Here is a 19784-nt window from a genome sequence, read left to right as displayed (position 1 = left end):
GACTCTATCAGATCTTTTTCCGATCCGATTTCCTCGGCGCTTTCCAGGTTCCCGCTCTCGCGTTTCCCTTTCCGGCTTTCCCGACTTTATCAGAGGTTTCGGGGCCGATTGACCGGCGCCTATTTCTGACTCATCGGATGGCTTCACGGAATCGATGTTCCGGAAGCAGATAGACGTTCTCAGTTGTTCCCGGGTGGGTAGGCCCACCTCCAGGCAACTGTTCGAATCTACCTCCTCGCCCGACCCGTGTCAACAGGTCTTGCGCGGCGAAGAGGAGACTAGCAGGTCAACGGAGTGCGACGCACATCCGACGGGCCGCCCACCCCCGTCACGCCGCCGTGGGGACGGTCGCGCTGCGCTCGTCCGCTTCCAGGTCACCGGTTTCACCGGCCCGTGCCGCGCGACCGCCCAGGACGAACACGTACGTGAGAAAGGCCAGCTCAGCGAGGATGCCGATGCCTATCCGCGCCCATGTGGGAAGGCCCGAAGGGGTCACGAAGCCCTCGATGGCGCCCGATATGAAGAGGACGAGGGCGAGGCCGATCGCCATTCCCAGCGCCGCCCGGCCCTCCTCCGCGAGGGCGCCGCGGCGGGTGCGCGGGCCCGGGTCGATGAGGGTCCAGCCGAGTCGCAGACCCGTGCCGGCGGCCACGAAGACGGCCGTCAGTTCCAGCAGGCCGTGCGGGAGGACCAGTCCCAGGAAGGTGTCGAGACGGCCCGCTGAGGACATCAAGCCGATGCCCACGCCGAGGTTCAGCATGTTCTCGAAGAGGATCCAGAGGACCGGGAGGCCCAGGAAGATGCCGAGGACCAGGCACATCGCGGCGGCCTGGGCGTTGTTCGTCCACACCTGGGCGGCGAAGGCGGCGGCGGGATGGCTCGAGTAGTACGTCTCGTACCCGCCGCCGGGGCGGGTCAGATCGCGGAGTTCGCCGGGCGCCGCGATCGAGGACTGGACCTCCGGGTGGGTGCCGATCCACCACCCCAGGAGCGCGGCGATCACCGTGGAGAGCAGGGCGGTGGGTATCCACCAGCGGCGCGAACGGTAGACCGCGGCGGGAAAGCCATGGGTGAGGAAGCGTGTGACGTCACGCCACGAGGCACGGCGCGTGCCCGTCACGGCACTGCGCGCGCGTGCCACCAGCTGGCTCAGCCGACCCGTGAGCTGGGGGTCCGGGGCACTGGACCGGATCAGCGAGAGATGGGTCGCGGTGCGCTGGTAGAGGGCGACGAGTTCGTCCGCCTCGGCTCCGGTGAGGCGGCGCTGGCGGCGCAGCAGAGCCTCGAGGCGGTCCCACTCGGCGCGGTGGGCGGACACGAACACGTCGAGGTCCATGGGTCGGGCTGCTCCTCGTCCTCTCGTACTGCGTGTCAGCTTGTCGCACTGGAGCGCGATGCGCCCTCAGCTTGGCAGACTGTCCTGTCCCGGGGTGGGTCAGGGGAAGGACATGGGCATGACTGAACTGGTGACGGGCGAGGCGGTGGCGCTGGAGCTGCGCCCGGCGAAACTGCCGAGCCGGGTGCTCTCGGTGCTGATCGACCTGGTGGTGGCTCTGACCGCCTATGTCATCGTGCTGATCGCTCTGGTGACGTCGACGTCCGGTCTGGACGACGCGGCGCAGATCGCGATGTCGATCGCGGTCTTCGTCCTCGTCCCGGTGGGCGGGCCGATCGCGGTGGAGACCCTGACCCACGGTCGGTCGCTCGGCAAGCTCGCCTGTGGGCTGCGCGTGGTGCGGGACGACGGAGGACCGATCCGGTTCCGCCACGCGCTGGTCCGGGGCGCGGTCGGCGTGGTCGAGATTCTGATGACGTTCGGGGTCATCGCGTGCATCGCCTCGCTGGTGTCGGCCCGGGGCAGGCGCCTCGGTGATGTGTTCGCGGGCACGCTGGTCGTGCGGGAGCGGGTGCCGGCGGGACGTACGGCGGCTGTGCCCCCGCCGCCGCCCTGGCTTGCCGGGCGCTTCTCCGAGCTGGACCTTTCGGCGGTTCCGGACGGGTTGTGGCTGGCGATCCGGCAGTACCTGACGCGGATGCAGTACCTGGATCCGCAGGTGGGCTGGGCGATGGCGGAGCGTCTCGCCTCGGATCTCGCGGTTCGTACGGGGGCCCCGGTGCCGCACGGGGTCCCGCCGGCCGCGTATCTGGCGGCGGTGGTGCAGGAACGCCAGGCCAGGGAGGCGCGGCGGGCGCGCGGCGGCCAGGGCGTCGAGGCGATCGCCGAGGCCGGTCCGCAGGCGCCGGGAATGCCGGACGGGCACGCTCCTACGCCTGCGCGGGGTTCTGCCCCGCGGGGCGAGGGGAATCCGTGGTCGGCTCCTGGGGCAGCCGACGGGGTGGTCGGTACGACCGGCCTGGCCGGCGTGGGTGGCGTGGACGAGGGGCCCGGGGCGCCTGTCCGGCCGCGGATACATGGCCCGTCTCAGACCCCGGCTGCCGGCCCCGGGAAGGACCAGCGGGCCGCGGCTTCCTCGGACCGCCCTGCCACCGGGTTCGCACCACCCGCGTAACCCTCGGGCGCAGGCTCCGTCATGGGAACACCGACGGCGGTGATTCGAGGTGTTCCAGCTCGACACCGGGCGCCGCGAGCACGACGTCGCCGGCGATGTGGACGGTGTGCCGCTCCCCCGTGTCCAGGGCTGTGACCTGGTATTCGTCCACGATCAGCGGGTCGTTGTCAGTGGGGTGTGCTTCTCTTGCGATCAGGGCCCAGGACTGGTCCACGGTGCGGGGGGCGAGGACCGGATCGGTGAACGCGACGAGGCGTACGCGCGTCGCGCCGGAAGAGGGGGTGAGGCGCAGCAGCCGGGCGGTGGCGACGAGGAAGGCGGGGGAGGTACCGGTGAAGGCGTGGGCGGGGACGTTGCCTTCGATGGCTTGGGTGCCGGTGGGGTCGGTGCGGACCCAGGTGACGCCGTCCAGGGCGGCGCCCCGCACCTGCCAGCTCGCGGCGTGCAGTTCGAGACGGATGGGACGGCCGAGGTCGTCGAGGGCGAGGTCGACGGAACCGGCGTGGTCGCCGGAGGGAGTGGTCACTTGGGAGACGTAGCGCCAGCCGGAGGGGCCGGTTGCGCACTGGAAGTGTTCTTCGGCGAGGAGGGTGTCGTCGTGCGGGTCGTGCAGCGAATATCGGCCGCGGGGCATGAGGGTCCTGGGGTGTGACGGGCTGGTCCGGCCGGTCGGTCCGAAGGGGCAGGCCCCCGACACGGGGGTGCGGGGGCCTGCCTCAGGGCCTGGTCGGTACCGCTGTCGGTACCGGTGGGGTCCTGTCAGTACCGGTAGTGGTCCGGCTTGTACGGGCCCTCGACGTCGACGCCGATGTACGCGGCCTGCTCGGGGCGGAGCTGGGTCAGCTTCACGCCGAGCGCGTCCAGGTGGAGCCGGGCGACCTTCTCGTCGAGGTGCTTGGGCAGCGTGTACACACCGACCGGGTATGCGTCGGGCTTGGTGAACAGCTCGATCTGGGCCAGCGTCTGGTCCGAGAAGGAGTTGGACATCACGAACGACGGGTGGCCGGTGGCGTTGCCCAGGTTCAGCAGGCGGCCCTCGGAGAGGACGATGATCACCTTGCCGTCGGGGAAGGTCCAGGTGTGGACCTGCGGCTTGACCTCGTCCTTGACGATGCCGGGGACCTTGGCGAGGCCGGCCATGTCGATCTCGTTGTCGAAGTGGCCGATGTTGCCGACGATGGCCTGGTGCTTCATCTTGGCCATGTCCGCGGCCATGATGATGTCCTTGTTGCCCGTCGTGGTGATGAAGATGTCGGCCTTGTCGATGACCTCGTCGAGGGTCGTGACCTGGTAGCCGTCCATGGCGGCCTGCAGCGCGCAGATCGGGTCGATCTCGGTGACGACCACGCGGGCGCCCTGTCCGCGCAGGGACTCCGCGCAGCCCTTGCCCACGTCGCCGTAGCCGCAGACGACCGCGGTCTTGCCTCCGATGAGGACGTCGGTGGCGCGGTTGATGCCGTCGATCAGGGAGTGGCGGCAGCCGTACTTGTTGTCGAACTTCGACTTGGTGACGGCGTCGTTGACGTTGATCGCCGGGAACAGGAGAAGGCCGTCGCGCTGCATCTCGTACAGGCGGTGGACGCCGGTCGTGGTCTCCTCGGTCACGCCGCGGATCTCGGAGGCCAGCTGGGTCCACTTCTGCGAGCCGTCCGTGATGGTGCGGTGCAGGAGTTCGAGGATGACGCGGTGCTCCTCGGACTCGGCGGTCTCGACGGCCGGGACCTTGCCGTCCTTCTCGTACTCGACGCCCTTGTGGACGAGGAGGGTGGCGTCACCACCGTCGTCGAGGATCATGTTCGGGCCGCCGGTGGGGGTGTCCGGCCAGGTCAGCGCCTGCTCCGTGCACCACCAGTACTCTTCCAGCGTCTCGCCCTTCCAGGCGAAGACCGGGATGCCCTGAGGGTTGTCGGGCGTGCCGTTCGGGCCGACGGCGATGGCGGCGGCCGCGTGGTCCTGGGTGGAGAAGATGTTGCAGGAGGCCCAGCGGACCTGGGCACCCAGCGCCGCCAGCGTCTCGATGAGCACAGCGGTCTGGACGGTCATGTGCAGGGAACCGGTGACACGGGCGCCGGCCAGGGGCTGCGCCTCGGCGTACTCCTTGCGGATCGCCATCAGACCGGGCATCTCGTGCTCGGCGAGAGTGATCTCCTTGCGGCCGAACTCGGCCAGGGAGAGGTCGGCGACCTTGAAGTCCTGTCGGTTGTCGACAGTCGTCATTGCGAGGTGCTCCTCGGAGTCGGGTCGAGGTGGATAGGGCTGGTCTGCGCGGCGGCGGACACAGAGGTGCCCCAAGAGGACACAGGCATGCCCACGTACGCGCAGCGCAGTCCGTCGGAGGCCCTCTCTCCCTCGGCCGGCCCGCGCTGGGCCGCCCGACCGCCATCAGCAGCGACGTCTGGCTCCGTCCCAAGCTACACCGGAGGACCCGGCGCTCCCCAGTCCGCCTTCGGACACATCGGGCCGCTCTCCCGGCGGGCGGAGCGAACCGTGCGACGCCCCGGGCAGCCCAGGAGAAGCCTGCGAAGCCGGATGAGCAGGGCGTTCTTGCGCTCCTGCGCTCGGACTCCCCGGGGAGGCGCCGGGCAGCCGGGGCGCCGGATCGTGCGTCCGGAGGACATCCCGTGTGAGGAAGGCGTCGGGCGAGCGTCGAACCCCAGCGCTCAGGCGACGCACAGACCGTCGTTAGCCTCTGCGCGTGCGGATGCGCCGCACAGAGAGGGGACGGCGATGGGTAAGGGGCGGGGACTGGCGCTCGCGGCGTGGGTGACGCTGCCACTGGGGCTGATCTTGTTGGTGGGCTCTCTGCTGTATGTGCGGTCGGCCTACACGGGAGTCACGGTGAGGGGCGCGAGCATGGAGCCCACCTATCGCATCGGCGAGCAGCTCGTCGTACAGCGGCTGCAGGGCGACGACGTCCACCGAGGGGATGTCGTCCTCTTCGCGACGCCGGGCCGCTATTCCGGCGCGGCCGTGCTGAAGCGGGTGATCGGTGTGGGCGGCGACCACGTGGTGTGCTGCGGCACGGGCACGGCGGAACGCGTCACCGTCAACGGGCGGCCGCTTCAGGAGCCGTATGTGAAGGACGGTATCGCCGACGGTGTGCACCAGTCGTACGACGTGAAGGTGCCCGAAGGCCGGCTTTTCGTGCTGGGTGACCACCGGGTCGACTCCGTGGACTCACGGTTCTTCGCGAACGACGGCCACCAGGGGACGGTGGCCGTCGGCGATGTGAAGGGGCGCGTCGTCGGAGGTCCGGGCCGGCTCCTGGTCTGGTTCGTGTGCGGGCTGCTCGGACTGGTCCTGGCCGCCACGGGGCTCGGCCTCGGGATCGCGGCCGTGGCGGTGCGCAGGAGGCGGGTCGTCCCGCCCGCACCGCCGTGGCCCGCGCAGGGGTGAGGGTCAGTGACCGGCGGTCCGGCCCGGTCCCCCGGGCGTTGCCTCGGGGTCCGGGCCCTTGGCCGCCTTCGCGTCGCTGTAGACGTCCGGTTCCAGGTAGATGACCCGCGCTATCGGAACGGCGGCGCGGATACGGGCCTCGGCCGCGTCGATCGCGGCGGCGATCTGGCTCGCGGTGTCGTCGTGCCGGACGGCGATCTTGGCGGCGACCAGCAGCTCCTCGGGGCCGAGGTGGAGGGTGCGCATGTGAATGATGCCGGTGACCGTCTCGCCGTCGACGGTCGCCGACTCGATCTCCCGGATCACGTCCAGGCCGGCGGCCTCGCCGAGGAGCAGGGACTTGGTCTCGGCGGCGAGGACGAGGGCGATCAGGACGAGGAGGAGACCGATGCAGACGGTGCCGATGCCGTCCCAGATGCCGTCGCCGGTGAGCAGGGTGAGGCCGACACCCCCGAGGGCGAGGACCAGACCGATCAGCGCGCCGAAGTCCTCCAGGAGGACGACCGGCAGCTCGGGTGCCTTGGCGCGGCGGATGAACTGCGCCCAGGACAGCTTTCCGCGCAGTTCGTTGGACTCCTTGATGGCCGTGCGGAAGGAGAAGCCCTCGGCGATCAGCGCGAAGACGAGGACGCCCACCGGCCAGTACCAGTGCTCGAGCTCGTGCGGGTGCTGGATCTTCTCGAAGCCCTCGTAGATGGCGAACATGCCGCCGACCGAGAAGAGGACGATCGAGACCAGGAAGGCGTAGATGAAGCGCTCGCGGCCGTAGCCGAACGGATGCTGCGGGGTCGCCTCGCGCTGGGACCGCTTGCCGCCGATCAGTAGCAGGAACTGGTTCCCCGAGTCGGCGAGGGAGTGGACACCCTCGGCGAGCATCGAGGACGAGCCGCTGAAGGCGAACGCCACGAATTTCGATACCGCGATCGCGAGATTGGCGCCGAGTGCCGCCACGATCGCCTTGGTGCCGCCTGACGCGCTCATGTGTTCGCGATGTCCCTTCGTTGCCGTCCCGCCCCGGCACGGCGTATCCGCGTACGCCGTCCAGGGCTTTGCCCGTCCTTTGCCGGTGGGTCATTGTTGCAGCCGGGTCCGGCGGTGCTGCGCCGGACCGGCGTCGGACGGCCTACGGCTGTGCGTCAGGCGCGGACCGTGGCCCGGAAGAGCGTGCCGGCTCCGGAGACCTCGGAGGGTTCGTCCGCCGGTACGAAGACCGACTCGCCCGGGGCGAGCAGGTGATCGCCGACGCGCACGGAACCCGCCGTGCACAGCAGGATCTGCGGGGTCGGGCGGGTGAGCTCGTGCGCGGCGGTGCCCTCGGGGAGGACGTAGCGGGACAGGCGGAACTCGTCGATGGGGGTCTCGTAGACCTCCTCGCCGTCGGGGGACGCCTCCGGGCGCAGTACCCCGGGGTCGCTCGCCTCGAAGCGGACGACGCGCAGCAGTTCGGGGACGTCGACGTGCTTGGGGGTCAGACCGCAGCGCAGGACGTTGTCGGAGTTGGCCATGATCTCGACGCCGAGGCCGCTCAGGTAGGCGTGCGGGACGCCGGCGCCGAGGAAGAGGGCCTCGCCGGGCTGCAGCCGTACGTGGTTGAGCAGCATGGCCGCGATCACGCCGGGGTCGCCGGGGTAGTGGTGGGCGAGGTCCGCGTACGGGGCGTAGGCGCCGCCGAGGCGGGCGCAGGCGGCCGCGGCCTCGGCCACCGTGTGGGCCATGGCCTCGGGGTCGGCGGACAGAACGGCGGTGAGGACCTCGCGCAGGGCGGCGCCTTCGGGGTGCGCGTGCAGCAGGTCGACGTAGGGCTTGAGGGAGCCGACGTCGAGACCGGCGAGCAGTTCGGCGGCGTCGTCGGGGGCGCGGAAGCCGCACAGGCCGTCGAACTCGGTGAGGGCGCAGATCAGTTCGGGCTTGTGGTTGGCGTCCTTGTAGTTGCGCTCGGGCGCGTCGAGGGGGATGCCGCGGCGCTCCTCGTCCTCGTAGCCCTCCTTCGCCTCTTCCAGGTTGGGGTGCACCTGGAGAGAGAGCGGGGCGCCGGCGGCGAGGATCTTCAGCAGGAAGGGCAGCCGCGGGCCGAACTTGGCGACCGTGCGGGCGCCCAGCTCCTGCTCGGGGGACTTGTCGATCACCTCGTTGAGCGGCCCGCGCGGAGTGCGCGAGGGTGCGCCCGGGTGGGCGCCCATCCACATCTCCGCCTGGGGTTCACCGGTCGGCTCCACGCCGAGGAGGCGGGGGATGGCGGTGGTCGAACCCCAGGCATAGGGGCGGATGGTGTTGTCGAGGCGATCCATGGGTGTCTTTTTCTCCGTAGGTGCTGCTGGGCGCGGGCGCCGTCAGACGGCGTGAGCCAAGGTCAGGCCCCCGAAGCGAGCGCCACGTAAACAGCGGCGAAATCCGTGATGGCGATCAGTTCCGCGAGGGTCTCCAGTTCGCTGCCGTCCTCCGGTTCCAGCTCGCTGATCGACGTGTCGTGGCTGAGGGCCAGCTCGCGTGCGGCGGGGGCCGCGCTCAGGCCCCCGATGGGCCGGTCGCGCAGCAGCACCACGCGCGCGTGGAGGGCCTGGGCCTCCTCGACACGGTCGCGGAAGAAGTCCTCGGGGTCGGCGCCGGCGGCGAGCGCGCCGGAGAGCAGGACGCTGTGCGAGACGAGGGCCTCGGGCAGCTGTGCGGTGAGCGCGGGGCGGCCGGCCAGTTCGGCGAGCGCGGCGGCGAAGCGGCGGCCGGCCGGCGCGGCGGAGACACCCTCCGTCCAGATCACCGGCAGGGATTCGGCCAGTTCGGCGGCGAGGGTCTTGGCGGGGTTGCTGTAGGTGGCGATGGCCGGGCCGCAGCGCTCGGCGACCTGGTCGAGGCGGTCGGCGACCGTCTCCAGGGCATCGGCCGGTGCGGAGAGCAGCCCGGTGCGGTCGAGCAGGGCGAGCAGCGGGGTCAGCAGGGCCCACAGGACGCCGGGCGCGGACGCCGCGAGCGGTTCCTCCTGCTCGTACGGGGCGGTCGCCATCGGGACGAACAGGCCGTGTGCGCCGGTCACCGCCTCCGTGACCGGGGATCCGGAGGGGGCCACGGCGACGACCGTGCAGCCTCGGCGGTAGGCCTGCTCGACGAGGATCCCGAGGCCCGGTTCGGTGCCGTCGGGCGTGGCGATCAGCAGGAGGTCGACGGGGCCCGCCCAGCCGGGCAGGTCCCAACGCAGGGCGCCCGCGGCCGGGGCGACCCCGGTCGGGTGGATGCGGATGACCGGGCAGGAGGCGCCCGCGAGGGTGCCGAGCAGCTCGGCCACGCCCACGGAGGCGGTACCGGGGCCCGCGATGAGGACGGCCCGGGGGCGGCCGTCGGGCTTCAGTTCGTTGATCCCCGCCTCGGCGGCGTGGCGCACGGCGGTGCGGACCCGGGCGCCGGCCTCGGCGGCGCCGCGCAGCAGGGCGCGGCGGTCGGCGAGTGCCAACGCGTCAGGGTCGTCCAGCAGCGATTCGTCGAGCATGAGCGGCAGTCTCCGATCGCCGGTTCCGTCAGGCGGGGCGGCGGGCCTCGTCCACCAGCAGGACCGGGATGCCGTCCCTGACGGGGTAGGCGAGGCCGCAGCCGGTGCAGACCAACTCGCTGTCCTCCTCCTTCAGGGGGGCGTGACACGCCGGGCAGGCGAGGATCTCCAGGAGGCCGGCTTCGAGCGGCATGAGGGGTCCCTTCGGAGCGAGTGCGCTTGACCTGGTCAGATTACCGCCGCGAGGGCGGCGTGGTGGGGTGGGGCGAGGCGGCGCGGTCCGGGGGCGCCCCGCGCGGAAGGGGCGCCCGCTCCGGCCGTGCGGCGCGGCACGGGGGGTCAGCCGCGGATGAGGGCCAGGGCCTCGTCGCGGATCTTCGCCATGGTCGCCTCGTCCTTCGCCTCCGCGTTCAGGCGGAGCAGCGGTTCGGTGTTGGAGGGGCGGACGTTGAACCACCAGTCGGCGGACGAGACGGTCAGGCCGTCCAGCTCGTCGATGGCGACGCCCTCACGGCCCTCGTAGGCCGCCTTGATCGCGGCCAGGCGGCCCTGCTGGTCGTCGACCGTGGAGTTGATCTCTCCGGAGCCCGCATAGCGGTCGTACTCGGCGACCAGCTCCGACAGCGGGCGGTCCTGCCCGCCGAGGGCCGCCAGGACGTGGAGCGCGGCCAGCATGCCCGTGTCGGCGTTCCAGAAGTCCTTGAAGTAGTAGTGCGCGGAGTGCTCCCCGCCGAAGATCGCGCCGGTGCGTGCCATCTCGGCCTTGATGAAGGAGTGGCCCACCCGCGTGCGCACGGGCGTGCCGCCGTGCTCGCGGACGACCTCGGGCACGGACCACGACGTGATCAGGTTGTGGATGACCGTGCCCGTGCCGCCGTGCTTGGCCAGCTCGCGCGCGGCGACCAGCGCCGTGACCGCGGACGGCGAGACGGGGTCGCCGTGCTCGTCGACCACGAAGCAGCGGTCGGCGTCGCCGTCGAAGGCGATGCCGAGGTCGGCGTGCTCCTCGCGGACCCGCTTCTGCAGGTCGACGATGTTCTTGGGGTCGAGCGGGTTGGCCTCGTGATGGGGGAAGGTGCCGTCCAGCTCGAAGTACATCGGGACCAGGTCGATCGGCAGCCCGGCGAGGACGGTGGGCACGGTGTGGCCGCCCATGCCGTTGCCGGCGTCGACGACGACCTTCAGACGAGCCGGGCGCGAGGCGTCTTCCCCGGAAGGGCGGTGGTGGGAGCGGGGCGGGCGGATGGAGGTCAGGTCGACCAGGGAGCGCAGGTACGCCGCGTAGTCCTCCAGCGTGTCCCGCTGCGTGACCGTGCCGGGCGTCTGCGCGGGCTCCGGCGCGCCCTCGTCCACCCACTGCTCGACCAGGGCGCGGATCTCGGCGAGACCGGTGTCCTGGCCGATGGGGGCGGCGCCCGCGCGGCACATCTTGATGCCGTTGTACTTCGCCGGGTTGTGCGAGGCGGTGAACATGGCGCCCGGCAGGTTCAGCGAGCCCGACGCGTAGTACAGCTGGTCCGTCGAGCACAGGCCGATCTCGGTGACGTCGACTCCGCGTGCGGTGGCCCCGCGGGCGAAGGCGCGCGCGAGTCCCGGGGAGGAGGGACGCATGTCATGACCGATCACGATCGCGTCCGCGCCGGTCACCTGGGTGAAGGCCGCCCCGAAGAGTTCGGCCAGCGACTCGTCCCACTGGTCGGGGACGACCCCGCGCACGTCATATGCCTTCACGATCTGCGACAGATCAGCAGCCACGGCCAACTCTCCTGAGGTCTTGACGATGGCCCCAAACTACCTGCTGGAAGCGGCGCCCGGTGGTGGGTGCGGCGGGCCGGGAGGGCAGTTCCAACGGAGTTCATACCGGGGTTCACACCCGGACTTCACACACGCTGCCCGGCGCTCAGTTGTCCGGCGAGCGCAGCACTCTCAGATGGCCCCGGCGCGCGACCTCCATCGGATCCGCCGTACGCGCGCCGCCGCCCGCCTCCGCCGCACGCTGCTGTGGGCGGGCCGCCTCGCGGACCGCGTTGGCGAGCGCCTCCAGGTCGTCGCCGCTGGGGCGCGCGGGGGCCGAGCCGTCCAGGAGCCGGACGACCTCCCAGCCGCGCGGTGCGGTCAGGCGCTCGGAGTGCTCGGCGCACAGGTCGTAGCAGTGGGGTTCGGCGTAGGTGGCGAGCGGGCCGAGGACCGCGGTCGAGTCGGCGTAGACGTACGTCAGCGTAGCTACGGCGGGTCGGCCGCAAGCGGTGCGCGAACAACGACGTACAGGGCTCACGACGTTGGACGGTACCGCACTCTTGAGCGGGCCGCGACGACTCTCCCCCAGGTCACTCCACCGTGTCGTGCTGTGAAACACCCCACACACTCCTCCCGACCGGCCCTGATGACCTGCGCGGAGACCACGGGACCCAGCCCTGGACCCCCTTGAAATCGGTCACCACTTGGCACAAACCCCGTCAATTCTCATGCGGCCGACGGTCTGGGAGGGATATGGAATCGAGCCCAACCTTGGCTGGAATGGTCATCCTGCGACATGTCCTGACGGCTTCCGTCGACATCCGCCGGCATCCGGAGTCCGGCCCCGGCGAGCCGTGTGGACAGGGCGGGGCGAAGGGGGTGTGTGGTCGTGTGAGGCCGGGCGCCGAGCCCCGGCGGGGATTACGCTTCGTCAGTGATGGACAACGCCGTACCGCCCCGCTCCGCCGCACCCGGGCCCCGCCGCCGTGATCGCCACGGCAGAGGCATGCGCGGCCCCATCGCGCCGCCCCAGGTGCCGCTCGCCGCGAGCCGTGCCGAGGTGTTCGCGGACCTGGTGCAGGACTCCGTGGAGCGGCTGGAGCGGCGCTGGCCGCAGCTCGCCGACATCGATTTCCTCATCCTCGAGGTGCCGCGCCTCGACGGTCCCGGTCAGGTGTGGAGCGACGAGGCGGTGCCCCTGGGGGGCACGATCCCGGCCGGTGACGGGCGCCGGGCGCGGGTCGTCGTCTACCGCCGCCCGGTCGAGATCCGCACCAAGGGCCGCGACGAGCGTGCCGCCCTGGTCCACGAGGTGGTCGTGGAGCAGGTGGCGGAGCTGCTGGGGCTGACTCCGGAGACCGTGGATCCGCGCTACGGGGAGGACTGACCCCAGGCGACGGCCCCTTCGGCCCACCACGTCCCGGGCAGCCCGGGGCCGACCTCTCCGTGGCCCCGTCCGTCACGTCCCGGACGCCCCCGGGCGGCACCTCTTCGGCCGCCCCGGACCGGCACGCCCCCGATGGCGCCGGGCGGGGGCGTCCGGGACGTCACTTCTTCAGCAGGACGGAGAGGTCCTGGTCGGCCTCGGGCACCGCCACGGTGCCCCGGTCGTCGGGAAGGGTCTGCACGGTGAACGCCGGTACGCCCTCGATGGTCGTCTGCAGCGTACGGGCGGCGTAGACGGGTCCTCCGGAGACCGGCTCGACGGTGAGCGCGTACGTGCCCTTCAGACCGCTCGGCACGGGCGCGTCCACGTTCTGCGTCGTGCCGCCCTTGATCGTGTACTCCTTGGTCGCCGCCGTGCCGCCGTCGCTGCCCGCGGACGCGGTGACCTTGACCGTGGCCGTGGCGTCCGGGGCGGTCAGCGCGAGCGTGCTGCCCTTGGCGCTGTTGTCGGCGACAGACGCGCGCGTGCCGACCGGCGCGGTCGCCGGGATGAACGCGGACTCCTGCCGGTCGCCCTTGCCGCGCACCACCCGCAGGGCGGCGACCACCGGGACCGGGGTGTCGCCCGGTGTCAGCATCAGGGAGCCCGCCTCCCCTCGGGTGACGTCGCCGAGGTCGACGGCGGTGGTCATACCGGCCTTCACATGCAGCGTCTCGTTCCCGGCCGGGGTGATCTCCCCGGAGGGCGAGGCGAGGCGCACCTTGAGGTCGGCGTCGCCGTCGCCGGGCACGAAGGCCACCAGCCGGACGTCCGTGGCGTCCTTGGGGATGCCGGGCAGCACCAGGGATCCCGCGGGGTCCGTCGAGGGGGCCAGCCAGTCGCCGCCCAGCTTGTCGTCGAGGGCCAGTAGGGCGGCGGCGACGCGGCCGCTGCGGACGCTCACGTGGACCGTGATGTCGGGCTCCTGCGCGTTGGTGAGCGTGGACAGCAGGATCGGCTCGCTGGAGTGCGGCTGGACGGTGATGCCCTCGCCGACCGTCGACTTGAGGTTGCCGTCCTTGCCGTACAGCTCGATGTCGACGACCGCGGCGGAGTCGTCCGGGTTGGTGAGGTGCACATAGTCGGTGCGGGAGGCGGCGGTGCTGGCGCCCGCGAACCAGAACTCGGTGTCCGGGGCGGTGCAGTCGGTGCCGAGCAGCCCGCGGCCGGCACCCGCGGCGACCTCGGTGGTCTCCTGGACCGTCCAACCGGGCGCGAACCGTCCTGTGGCGGTTCCGATGAGCGCGGGCGTGTCGGCACCCGAACTGTCCGCGGTGACCGGGGTGCCGGGATCCTTCGGGGCCACGGTCGGGGCGCCGGACTGCTTCTTGTCCTTCGCGCCCTTGCCGGCCTTCCCGCCGCCGGTGTCCGCTCCGTCCGCCGACTGCGTGTCGGCTGCGGCGAGTTGGGCCTTCCCGCTGCCGCTCGTGCCCTTCGAGACGGGCGTGAACGACGTGTACGTGGTGTCGGCGATGTCGGAGGTGCTCGGCTCGGGGCACAGCAGCCGCGTCTGCTCCACGGGCAGCCGGACGGCCGTCTTCGCGGTGCTGCTGCCGGACGCGGCGGGCGCGTCGAGCGCCGCGAATCCGGTGACGGCGGCGAGCGCGGTCACGCCGGCGATCAGGGACAGGGTCGTGCGGTTCACTGCTGGCTCCCGTCGGGGCGCTCACTGTCGGTGCCGTGCGCAGGGTCGTACGGCGCGGCGTAGCCCTGGTGGTACGTCGGGTCGTACGGCGTCGTGTTCCCGTACGCGTACGGGTCGTACTGGGCGCCCTGGTAGGGGTCGGCCTGCGCGCCTTGATAGGGGTCAGCCTGGGCGCCCTGATAGGGATCGGCCTGCGCGCCTTGATAGGGGTCAGCCTGGGCGCCCTGATAGGGATCGGCCTGGGCGCCCTGATAGGGGTCGGCCTGGGCGCCCTGATAGGGATCGGCCTGGTACGGCTGCTGCTCGTACGGGCCCGGCGCGTACTCCTGGGTGCCCTGGTGCTGCTCGCCGCCGTACGTGCCGTACTCGGTGCCCGTGTAGCCCGTCGTGTCCCACTCGCCGTACGCGTGCTGCTGCGGGACCGCGACGGGCTCGAACGCCTCCTCCTCGGCCAGAGCAGCCGGCGCAGCCGGGGCGTCGGGGTCCGGCGTCGCCTCCTCGGCCTCGGCCTGGGCGCGCAGTCTGCGGGCCCGGCGGCCCTCGCCGGTGGCGTCCTCGGCGGGCACGATCCGCTCCTCGGGGAGGTCGTCGTCGACGTCCCGGCGGCGGCCCGGCAGGGCGAGCACCACGAGGACGAGGGCGAGCGCGCCCTGCGCCCACAGCCAGCCGGTGTGGCCGATCGGTGTGTCGTAGGTGACGTCCAACCTGCCGCCGGAGGCGGGCAGTTCGAAGCCCTGGGCCCAGCCGTCGACCGTGGTGCGGGTGAGCGGCTTGCCGTCCAGGGTGGCGGTCCAGTCCGCGTCGGCGGTGTCGGCGATCCGCAGGACCCGGCCCGCGGTGCCGGACGGGATCGTGGTGTGGATCTCGACGGGCCCGGCCGCCACGGACTGCGGTGCCACGGAGCCGGTGACGATCGCGGCGCGGGAGACCTCCCGGTCCACCCGCCACAGGGCGCTGCCGTCCTGCTGGCTGAGCCGGCTCAGGCCGGGTGTGGCGTCCAGGACGCGGCTGACCTCCCGGGGGGCGCCCTTGCGGACGAGGACGTACCGCACGGCGAAGCCGCCGAGTTCGTCGGCCTGGTCGGCGCCGGAGCCCGCCACGAGGTTGGCGACGACCTTGTCGAGCCGCTTGTTCTCGCCGTCCTCGGCTGCGAGTTCGGCGTCGCCGAGGCGGGCGCCGGAGCCGCGGACCAGGGTGTAGCGCACGAGCGCGGTGGACTGGCCGTCGAGGACGAGGGTGCGGGCCTGGTCGCTGGTGCCGCTCTCCTCGGCGACGAACGCGGGCACCTGCACGGGGTCGCGCCGCTCCACGGGCCCGTCCGCGCCGCCGATCATCCAGCCCGCGGCGAGGAGCAGGGGACCGGCCGCGGACGCGAACGCGATGAGCGCGGCCACGGGCTGGCGCCAGCCGAAGCTCTGCTCGGCCACCCGGGCGCGGGCGCCGTCCGCGCCGATCGCGGCGGCGGACAGCAGCGCGAGGCCGTAGACGAGGGTCGCGGGTCCGGCCCATGCCGAGGCGTTGGAGAGGACCGCGAAGACGAGCGCCACCAGGGCGGCCGCCCATGCCGTCCAGGTGGCCCGCCGGCGCTCGCCGCGCATCAGGGCCGCCAGCGCGGCGAGGACGACGCCGATGAGCATCAGCCCGCTGACCGTGCCGGGGCCGCCGGGGCTCGCGCCCAGCAGATCGGAGGCGGAGGCCGCGCTCGTGCCGTAGGCGAGACCGGCCTCCTGGAAGAAGCCGTCGGGCAGCAGCGTGAGCGACCAGGGGGCGAGCATCAGCAGCGGGGTGCCCAACTGGGCGAGGACGCGCGGCCCGTAGGCGAGGATCTCGGTTCTGCGCACGGCGAGCAGGCCGAGGCCCAGGACCGCCGCGATGGGCCACACGATCGGGGTGAACGCGGTGGTGATCGTCAGCAGGAGCGCGTACGCCCAGGTGGCGCGCCAACTGCCGCGCGCGCCGGAGGCGTGGGCGAGTCCGGATGCCGCGATGCCCGCGCGGGCGAGGAGCGGCAGCAGGACGGCGAGGACCGCGGTGCCGATGCGGCCGCCGGCGAGGGCGCCGGTCGCGGCGGGCAGGAAGGCGTACGCGATGGACGCCCAGGCGCGCAGCAGCCGGGACTCGACGAGCGGACGCGAGGCGAAGTAGGCGGTGCATCCGGCCAGCGGCACCGAGCAGACGAGCAGCACCGTCACCGCGAGTCCGGTGGAGCCGAACAGCAGGCTCGCGAGCAGGGCGACGAGTGCGAGGTAGGGCGGCGCGGCGTGCGTGCCGCCGGCGCCCACCGGATGCCAGGCGTCGAGATAGCGCGACCACAGCTCGGAGGAGTCGGCGGGCGCGGGCAGCAGCGCACCGCCGGCGAGCGCCCCGCCGCCGAGCAGGGCGCGGCAGGCGACCAGCGAGACGAGCAGGAGGACGGCGAAGAGCAGCGGGCCGGGTTTGCGGGCGATGCGCTTGAGCCGGGCGAACTGCTCGACCTGCAGGAAGTCGGCGTCGTCGCCGCCCGGTCCGGACTCCAGGCCGCCGCCGTGCCGGCCGGCCGAGGAGACCTCCGGGTCGGAGCGGCCCCCCAGGTTGCTCGCGACTTGTTCGACGGTGGCCCGGACCGTCGCACCGGGCGGCGGGAACAGCGGGCGCAGCTCGGCCTTGTCGACCTGCGGGCGGCCGCGGCGGCGGCGCCCGGCGATGATCCGCTCGGGCCGCAGCAGTGTTCCCAGCAGGCCGCGGATCTCGTCGACGGCCTGTCCGGGCACCTTGCCGACGAGGTACGCGACCGTGCGCAGCAGGGTGCCGAGGACCAGGCGGAGCAGGATCCAGGGAAGCTGTGCCGTACGGGCGTTGACGAGGAGGGTGTAGACGGCGCCCGCCTTGTCCACCTTGTGCGGGGAGGCGGCGGTGCGGCCCGCGCAGTCGACGGTGCGGCGCTCGCGGGAGGCCGCCTCCGCGTGCCGTACGACCGCGTCGGGGGCCACCAGGACACGGTGGCCGGCGGCGTGGGCGCGCCAGCACAGGTCGACGTCGTCCCGCATCAGCGGCAGGTACCGGTCGAAGCCGCCGAGCTGCTCGAAGACATCGCGCCGGATCAGCATGCCGGCCGTGGACACGGACAGCACGGGGCGGATGTGGTCGTGCTGGCCCTGGTCCTGTTCGCGGCGGTCCAGACCGGTCCAGCGGCGGCCGGAGTTGGCGATGGTGACGCCGACCTCCAGGAGCTGTCGGCGGTCGTACCAGCCGTGGAGCTTGGGGCCGACGACGGCCACGTCGTCGCGGCCCAGCTCCCGTTCGTTCTCCACGACCCGCAGCAGCTCGGCCAGGGCGTCGGGCTCGGGGGCGCAGTCGTCGTGCAGAAGCCACAGCCACTGCACCGGCTCGCCGTACGGTAGCTCGGGCAGGTCGTACGCATCGTCCCGCCAGGTGCGGGTGGCCGGGTCCCAGCCGCTGGGGCGCTTGAGGTAGGGCAGGTCGTCCGGGGTCAGCACGGCCGCGCCGCGGTTCGCCTCCTCGACGGCCTGGCCGAAGCCGGTGCGCCGGGCGAGGTGCAGGACCCGGTCGGCGCCGAGGGCGTCGGTGAGCAACCGGGCGGAGTCGTCGGCGCTGCCGGTGTCGACCGCCATGGCGTTCTGCACGGGGCGCTCCTGGCCGAGCAGCCCGGCGAGCGCGTCGGGCAGCCAGCGGGCGCCGTCATGGGCGACGAGGACAGCGGTGACCACATGACGCGGGAACTCAGGTGTGGCAGCGGTGTCTTGATGGGCTGCCGTATGGCTGTACACGGACATCGAGGTACGGGCCCCGGTTCGATGGACTGCGGTGGACGCCTGTGCCCGGTGCGGGCGGCGGGGCGTCTCGGACGAGCGACCACACTATCTGCTGGGCAGCACAGCGGCCCGCCGCCTGTGGATAACCCACCTGCGACGGGCCGTCATGACGTCTGGGCGGAAAGCCGGATGCCGTTGCCGTTGTCCGGGCCAGGACGCCGGGGCCCCCGGCGGGCCGGGTCAGACCGCGGCCTTCTTCAGGCGGCGGCGCTCACGCTCGGACAGACCGCCCCAGATGCCGAAGCGCTCGTCGTTGGCGAGCGCGTATTCGAGGCACTCCGAGCGGACCTCGCAGGCGAGGCAGACCTTCTTGGCCTCGCGGGTGGAGCCGCCCTTCTCGGGAAAAAAGGACTCGGGGTCGGTCTGGGCGCACAGCGCGCGCTCCTGCCAGCCGAGTTCCTCGTCCGCGTCGTCGACCAGCAGTTGCTGCACCAGCTCGGTCATGTGCGCCCCTCGTCAGTCTTTCGCGTCCCCGTGATGTGGTCGTTACCGATTTCGGCTGAACGACACGAGTGAAATTACAAGTGCGCCGATCCGGGCCAGTCAAGCCGAGATCTGCTATTGAGCCCCTTATTCACTCTGCGGAACCAAGGCCATGCGGAAAGTGTTCAAATCGGCATAAACCTGGACACGCGACAGGAGCCCTGGTGGGCGGCCACCCCCTCACAGGAGAGGACGCCCGGATGTTCGATCCCGTTCCGGCACGCGCCGCGAAGCGAACCGGATCACAGTCGGATCACGAGATCGCAACGAGGTTCGTGCGCCCGGCGGTGCGCTCCATGTGTCCGGGGCTCCCCGTGAACAAACCTGTCGTCCGGCAGATGCACCGGATGAGGTGAAGCACCTCCCATATTCCGGACCCCAAGTTGACAGAGAAGGTGTGAACCGATGTCCTAGGGGGCATGCTCGCGAACTCGGCACTCACCCAGACCCGCTCCGCCGGGTCCCACGGTGCTGCCCGCGCTCGCTGTAGCTGTTGCCGTCTCGGCTGTTGAGCCTCTCCCACCGCTCCGGCCGCCCTGAGTCCACCCGACTCGGCTGTTGTTCCGCGCCCGCATCAGGGCTCCCGCCACGCCCGTGACCCGGGCGGACGACTCGCGACATCCAGCCGCCCCCCACTCTCGCCGAGGAATGACCGCACCCATGAACAGCGACAGCGACCTGCAGATCGCCGGCGACATCCTGGAAGTACCGCATCTGCTCCAGCCGCCGCGCGAGCACCCGGCCACCGTGGCCGAGTTCGCCGGCCTCGCCCGCTCCATCGCCGCCGACCGCTCCCAGTGGGAGCACCTCGTGCGGTACGACGCGACCTCCCGCTGGTACCACCGGCTGCGCATCGTTCCCCAAGCTCTCGGCTCCGCTCGAGCAGGGGAGACCCCGATCGGCTACGAGGTGTGGCTGCTGTCGTGGGTCCCCGGGCAGGGCAGCGGGCCGCACGGCCACGGGCGCTCGTCCGGCGTACTGACCGTCCTGCACGGCGCACTGACCGAGCGCACGGAGCGCGGCACCCGCGCGTTGGGTGCGGGGGTGCAGAGGGTCTTCGCGCCGGGGTACGTGCACGAGGTGGTCAATGACACGCTGGAGCCGGCGGCGAGCCTGCACATCTACTTCCCGGGCCTGACCGAGATGCCCATGCTCTCCCCGTCCAGGCTCCGTTCGGCCGGGGAGACCCCCGCCTCGGCGTGCTAGTGCCAAGGCCGTTCAGTTTGTGGGTGGGTGGGGTTTGTCAAGGTAGCCGCGAGCTGTGGTTTCGCCGGACATGAGGAGCGGAGCCCCGGTA

Annotated in this window: 16 protein-coding genes; 4 read left to right on the top strand and 12 right to left on the bottom strand. The window is 72.0% G+C overall.

All coding sequences use genetic code 11. From position 1 onward, the window contains the following. Positions 1–328: 328 nt before the first annotated feature. Positions 329–1336, bottom strand: a complete 1008-nt coding sequence (locus ACWD5Q_RS33455) for a stage II sporulation protein M (RefSeq protein ID WP_451430840.1) — start codon at positions 1334–1336, stop codon at positions 329–331. Between the two features lie 118 nt (positions 1337–1454). Here ACWD5Q_RS33455 and ACWD5Q_RS33450 point away from each other — a divergent pair, with 118 nt between their 5' ends. Continuing rightward, the gene (locus tag ACWD5Q_RS33450) at positions 1455–2510 is read left to right on the top strand and encodes an RDD family protein (protein ID WP_451430839.1); all 1056 of its coding nucleotides are present in this window, start codon (positions 1455–1457) and stop codon (positions 2508–2510) included. A gap of 19 nt (positions 2511–2529) precedes the next feature. Here ACWD5Q_RS33450 and ACWD5Q_RS33445 read toward each other — a convergent pair whose 3' ends face one another. Next, the gene (locus ACWD5Q_RS33445; RefSeq protein ID WP_451430838.1) at positions 2530–3144 is read right to left on the bottom strand and encodes a hypothetical protein; all 615 of its coding nucleotides are present in this window, start codon (positions 3142–3144) and stop codon (positions 2530–2532) included. Between the two features lie 125 nt (positions 3145–3269). Next, entirely contained in the window at positions 3270–4727 is a 1458-nt protein-coding gene (gene ahcY / locus ACWD5Q_RS33440; RefSeq protein WP_451430837.1) for an adenosylhomocysteinase, read from the bottom strand. Positions 4728–5237: 510 nt separating this feature from the next. On the opposite strand from ahcY, the gene lepB reads away from it, so the two are divergent. Beyond that, a complete protein-coding gene (gene lepB / locus ACWD5Q_RS33435; RefSeq protein WP_451430836.1) occupies positions 5238–5906 on the top strand; it encodes a signal peptidase I in 669 nt (222 codons plus the stop codon). Between the two features lie 3 nt (positions 5907–5909). Here the strand turns inward: lepB and ACWD5Q_RS33430 are convergent, their stop codons facing one another. From ACWD5Q_RS33430 to ACWD5Q_RS33405, 6 genes are all read right to left on the bottom strand, one after another. After that, positions 5910–6887: a cation diffusion facilitator family transporter gene (locus ACWD5Q_RS33430; protein ID WP_451430835.1), complete on the bottom strand. Its 978-nt coding sequence runs from the start codon at positions 6885–6887 to the stop codon at positions 5910–5912. A 155-nt stretch (positions 6888–7042) separates the two neighbouring features. Further along, positions 7043–8194, bottom strand: coding sequence for a mannose-6-phosphate isomerase, class I (gene manA, locus ACWD5Q_RS33425; protein WP_451430834.1), 1152 nt, complete (start codon positions 8192–8194; stop codon positions 7043–7045). A gap of 62 nt (positions 8195–8256) precedes the next feature. Continuing rightward, positions 8257–9384, bottom strand: coding sequence for an SIS domain-containing protein (locus ACWD5Q_RS33420; RefSeq protein WP_451430833.1), 1128 nt, complete (start codon positions 9382–9384; stop codon positions 8257–8259). A gap of 28 nt (positions 9385–9412) precedes the next feature. Further along, a complete protein-coding gene (locus ACWD5Q_RS33415) occupies positions 9413–9577 on the bottom strand; it encodes a Trm112 family protein (RefSeq protein ID WP_451430832.1) in 165 nt (54 codons plus the stop codon). A gap of 146 nt (positions 9578–9723) precedes the next feature. Then, complete coding sequence (locus ACWD5Q_RS33410) at positions 9724–11139, bottom strand: phosphomannomutase/phosphoglucomutase (RefSeq protein WP_451430831.1); 1416 nt, start codon at positions 11137–11139, stop codon at positions 9724–9726. Positions 11140–11284: 145 nt separating this feature from the next. Beyond that, entirely contained in the window at positions 11285–11659 is a 375-nt protein-coding gene (locus tag ACWD5Q_RS33405; RefSeq protein ID WP_265564357.1) for a DUF3499 domain-containing protein, read from the bottom strand. A gap of 399 nt (positions 11660–12058) precedes the next feature. Here ACWD5Q_RS33405 and ACWD5Q_RS33400 point away from each other — a divergent pair, with 399 nt between their 5' ends. Next, complete coding sequence (locus ACWD5Q_RS33400; RefSeq protein ID WP_451430841.1) at positions 12059–12508, top strand: metallopeptidase family protein; 450 nt, start codon at positions 12059–12061, stop codon at positions 12506–12508. Between the two features lie 160 nt (positions 12509–12668). On the opposite strand, the gene ACWD5Q_RS33395 is transcribed toward ACWD5Q_RS33400, so the two are convergent. From ACWD5Q_RS33395 to ACWD5Q_RS33385, 3 genes are all read right to left on the bottom strand, one after another. Beyond that, positions 12669–14192: a DUF5719 family protein gene (locus ACWD5Q_RS33395; protein ID WP_451430830.1), complete on the bottom strand. Its 1524-nt coding sequence runs from the start codon at positions 14190–14192 to the stop codon at positions 12669–12671. Next, positions 14189–17965, bottom strand: a complete 3777-nt coding sequence (locus tag ACWD5Q_RS33390) for a glycosyltransferase (protein ID WP_451430829.1) — start codon at positions 17963–17965, stop codon at positions 14189–14191. The genes ACWD5Q_RS33395 and ACWD5Q_RS33390 overlap by 4 nt, the downstream gene beginning before the upstream one ends. Before the next feature lie 219 nt (positions 17966–18184). Further along, positions 18185–18448: a WhiB family transcriptional regulator gene (locus ACWD5Q_RS33385; protein WP_003975777.1), complete on the bottom strand. Its 264-nt coding sequence runs from the start codon at positions 18446–18448 to the stop codon at positions 18185–18187. A gap of 699 nt (positions 18449–19147) precedes the next feature. Here ACWD5Q_RS33385 and ACWD5Q_RS33380 point away from each other — a divergent pair. Further along, positions 19148–19693 (top strand): cysteine dioxygenase, encoded by a 546-nt coding sequence (locus tag ACWD5Q_RS33380; protein WP_451430828.1) that lies wholly within the window; start codon positions 19148–19150, stop codon positions 19691–19693. The last annotated feature ends 91 nt before the right edge of the window (positions 19694–19784 follow it).

The organism is Streptomyces sp. NPDC002513 (assembly GCF_053595355.1).
This window is presented reverse-complemented; position numbering and strand designations above follow the sequence as displayed.

Excerpts from the sequence above, each read along its gene's own strand:
- lepB (WP_451430836.1), top strand. The coding sequence starts at position 5,238 with ATGGGTAAGGGGCGGGGACTGGCGCTCGCGGCGTGGGTGACGCTGCCA.
- ACWD5Q_RS33420 (WP_451430833.1), bottom strand. The coding sequence starts at position 9,384 with ATGCTCGACGAATCGCTGCTGGACGACCCTGACGCGTTGGCACTCGCC.
- ACWD5Q_RS33400 (WP_451430841.1), top strand. The coding sequence starts at position 12,059 with ATGGACAACGCCGTACCGCCCCGCTCCGCCGCACCCGGGCCCCGCCGC.
- ACWD5Q_RS33415 (WP_451430832.1), bottom strand. The coding sequence starts at position 9,577 with ATGCCGCTCGAAGCCGGCCTCCTGGAGATCCTCGCCTGCCCGGCGTGT.
- manA (WP_451430834.1), bottom strand. The coding sequence starts at position 8,194 with ATGGATCGCCTCGACAACACCATCCGCCCCTATGCCTGGGGTTCGACC.
- ACWD5Q_RS33450 (WP_451430839.1), top strand. The coding sequence starts at position 1,455 with ATGACTGAACTGGTGACGGGCGAGGCGGTGGCGCTGGAGCTGCGCCCG.
- ahcY (WP_451430837.1), bottom strand. The coding sequence starts at position 4,727 with ATGACGACTGTCGACAACCGACAGGACTTCAAGGTCGCCGACCTCTCC.
- ACWD5Q_RS33430 (WP_451430835.1), bottom strand. The coding sequence starts at position 6,887 with ATGAGCGCGTCAGGCGGCACCAAGGCGATCGTGGCGGCACTCGGCGCC.
- ACWD5Q_RS33445 (WP_451430838.1), bottom strand. The coding sequence starts at position 3,144 with ATGCCCCGCGGCCGATATTCGCTGCACGACCCGCACGACGACACCCTC.
- ACWD5Q_RS33390 (WP_451430829.1), bottom strand. The coding sequence starts at position 17,965 with ATGTCCGTGTACAGCCATACGGCAGCCCATCAAGACACCGCTGCCACA.
- ACWD5Q_RS33455 (WP_451430840.1), bottom strand. The coding sequence starts at position 1,336 with ATGGACCTCGACGTGTTCGTGTCCGCCCACCGCGCCGAGTGGGACCGC.
- ACWD5Q_RS33385 (WP_003975777.1), bottom strand. The coding sequence starts at position 18,448 with ATGACCGAGCTGGTGCAGCAACTGCTGGTCGACGACGCGGACGAGGAA.
- ACWD5Q_RS33380 (WP_451430828.1), top strand. The coding sequence starts at position 19,148 with ATGAACAGCGACAGCGACCTGCAGATCGCCGGCGACATCCTGGAAGTA.